The following is a 2,624-nucleotide window of genomic DNA, read 5'->3' as shown; positions in this document are numbered from 1 at the left end:
TGCGCATTTCGCAAAAGCCGGACAGGGGTTCCGCTAATTCCCGGACAGTGGTTTCGCTAATGTCGGGACAGTCTGGCGGCGTCGGTCCTCGGGTGCCTTGTTGCGTTCATGGATGATTGATTTCGCCGTTTTCGGTGCCGGTCAAGAGGGGCGCAGCCTTTTGCTTTCGCATGCTGTCGCCCTGAAGCACGATGCGGTGGGCGTTGTGCACGATCCGGTCGAGAATGGCGTCGGCGACGGTGGGGTCTGCGATCAGGTCATGCCATCTGGCCACCGGGACCTGGGCGGTGATCAGGGTGGATTTGCGGCGATAGCGTTCCTCGACGATTTCGAACAGATGGAAGCGCTGTTGGTCGGTGAGGGAGTGGGTTCCGAAGTCATCGAGGATGAGCAGTTGTGCGCGGGTGAGTTTGTCGATGAGGCGTGGGAAGCGGCCATCGAGACGGGCGAGCGCCAAATCCTCGAACAGGCGCGGCACGCGCACATAGAGCACGGAATGATCAAGCCGTGCTGCTTGCCGGCCGAAGGCGCAGGCTAGCCACGACTTGCCGGTTCCGGTCTGGCCGGTGACGATCAGGTTCTCATGCGCTTTCAGCCATTCGCCCTGGGCGAGCGCCATGGTGCTGCGCCGGTCGAGCCCGCGTGGCGCGGCAAAGTCGATGTCCTCGATGCAGGCTTCGGGAAAGCGCAGCCTGGCTGAGGCGAGCCGGTTCCGGACGCGCTTGTCGGCCCGTATAGCGACCTCGCGGTCGAGCATCAGGCCGAGCCACTCGTCACGGCTGAGCTCGTTGGCGTTGTTCCTTTCGGCCAGTTCGCGCCAGGCGGCAGCCATGCCGGCCAGACCGAGGGTTTGCATCTGGTCGAGGGTGGGGTTCGTCAGCATTCTTTCTTCCTTTCCTTCACTGGTAATAGGTGGAGCCGCGGATGTTGGCGTGCTGGGGTGTCGGCTTTGCCGGTTCTGCAGAGCTGGCTCGGTCGAGCCCGGCTTTGAGGATGGCGGTGACGGAGGAGTAGGCGATCGCGTTGATCAGCAGCGCCCGCTCGCAGGCGGCATCGAGACGCTCCGGCCCATAGCGCGGCGCCAGCGACAGGATGCCCATGGCCGAGCGGTATCCCTGTTCCGGATGCGGTCGGTCGCGCATCATGCGCTCGACCAGGATGGCGGCGTTGGGGCCGATCCTGGCCGCCCGGCTGATCAGGCTGGCCGGCGTGGTGTTAGCGTAGCGCTGGTGCGCCTTGGGCATGTGTTCGTTGACGGTGACATGGCCGGAACGCTGCGAGCGACGGACATGGCTGGCGACACGCTGGTGATCGTGGAAGATCTCGACCACTCGATGCGTGAGCCGCACCTCGACGGTGCGCCCGATCAGCCGGTGCGGCACCGAGTAGAAGGTCTTGTCGACCTCGACATGGTAATCAGGATGGACCTTCGCCGACTTCCACTCGGCATATTCGAACGGTGCCGCCGGCAGCGGCTTCAAGGCAGCCCGCTCGATCTCCTCGAACAGTTCGCGGCGGCTTTGGCCGATATGGCGCATCGGCCGGTTGTTCAACTCCTCGAGCAGTTCGGCGATCGCCGCATTGAGCTCGGCGATCGAGAAGAAGGATCGATTCCTCAGCCGTGCCAGAATCCAGCGCTCGACGATCAGCACCGCGCCCTCGACCTTGGCCTTGTCGCGCGGCTTGCGGCTGCGGGTCGGCAGGATGGTGGTGTCGTAGTGCTCGGCCATGGCGGCAAAGGTCGCGTTCAGCGTCGGCTCGAACCACAGCGCCTTGACGACACCGGCCTTCAGGTTGTCGCACACGATCGCTCTGGTGACGCCGCCGAAGAAGGCGAGCGCTCGTACCTGGCCCTCGATCCAGTCCGGCAGCTTTTGACTGGAGCTGGCAAAGGCGAAGGTCAGATTGGATGCGCCCAGCACCGCGACAAAAATCTGCACCGGGTAAATGACGCCGGTCGCCGGATCGATCACCGGCACCGTCTGCCCGGCATAGTCCGTCTGCATCACCGCGCCCGCCGCATGCCGATTGCGGAATGTCGCGCTCGTCCGGCGCTCGAAAGCGGCGAAGTGCTCGCAGAACCAGGTGTAGCCGTAGCCGTCGGGATGGGCGGCGCGATACTCCTGCCACAACAGCGTCAGCGTCACCCCCTTGCGCTTCAGCTCCCTGGCGATCAGCGCAAAGTCCGGTTCGCTCAGGTCTTGCGGCGGACGCCCGGCACGGCCAAACAGCAGCCGCTCAAGTGTCGCGTCGTCGTGGCCCGGCGGCAGAGGCCAGCATGACAGCCCGGCCTCCCGCGCCCGTAGCAAATAGGTCGATACTGTCGTCTTGCTGATCTTCAGCCGTTCCGACACTTCACGCACCGAAAGACCCTGCTCATGGGTCAGGCGCAAGATCGCTTGGATGTCCCTCACACTCGTTCGTCTCGCTTGCTTCCGTCTCGGCATGGCCCCTCTCAACATCATCGTGAGAGGCCAAACTGCCAGAACGGCGCAGCCAAGAACCGACCGCTAAATCCGCTCCCGAAAACTGTCCGGGATTTAGCGGAATCGCTGTCCGCGAATTACTGAAATCACTGTCCGGGATTTAGCGAAAAGGGTGTCCGGGAATTACCGAAACACGCA

General features: G+C 63.6%; 2 protein-coding genes. Both read right to left on the bottom strand.

The genetic code is table 11. From position 1 onward, the window contains the following. Positions 1 to 106: 106 nt before the first annotated feature. Complete coding sequence (istB, locus tag AC0L26_RS31870) at positions 107 to 883, bottom strand: IS21-like element helper ATPase IstB (RefSeq protein WP_095802987.1); 777 nt, start codon at positions 881 to 883, stop codon at positions 107 to 109. Positions 884 to 899: 16 nt separating this feature from the next. Further along, positions 900 to 2,447 (bottom strand): IS21 family transposase, encoded by a 1,548-nt coding sequence (istA, locus tag AC0L26_RS31865; RefSeq protein WP_473636068.1) that lies wholly within the window; start codon positions 2,445 to 2,447, stop codon positions 900 to 902. Positions 2,448 to 2,624 lie beyond the last annotated feature (177 nt).

This window comes from Mesorhizobium sp. WSM4823 (assembly GCF_055811195.1).
The sequence above is the reverse complement of the archived record's forward strand: the minus strand, read 5'-3'. Positions and strand labels throughout refer to the sequence as shown.

Excerpts from the sequence above, each read along its gene's own strand:
- istB (WP_095802987.1), bottom strand. The coding sequence starts at position 883 with ATGCTGACGAACCCCACCCTCGACCAGATGCAAACCCTCGGTCTGGCC.
- istA (WP_473636068.1), bottom strand. The coding sequence starts at position 2,447 with ATGCCGAGACGGAAGCAAGCGAGACGAACGAGTGTGAGGGACATCCAA.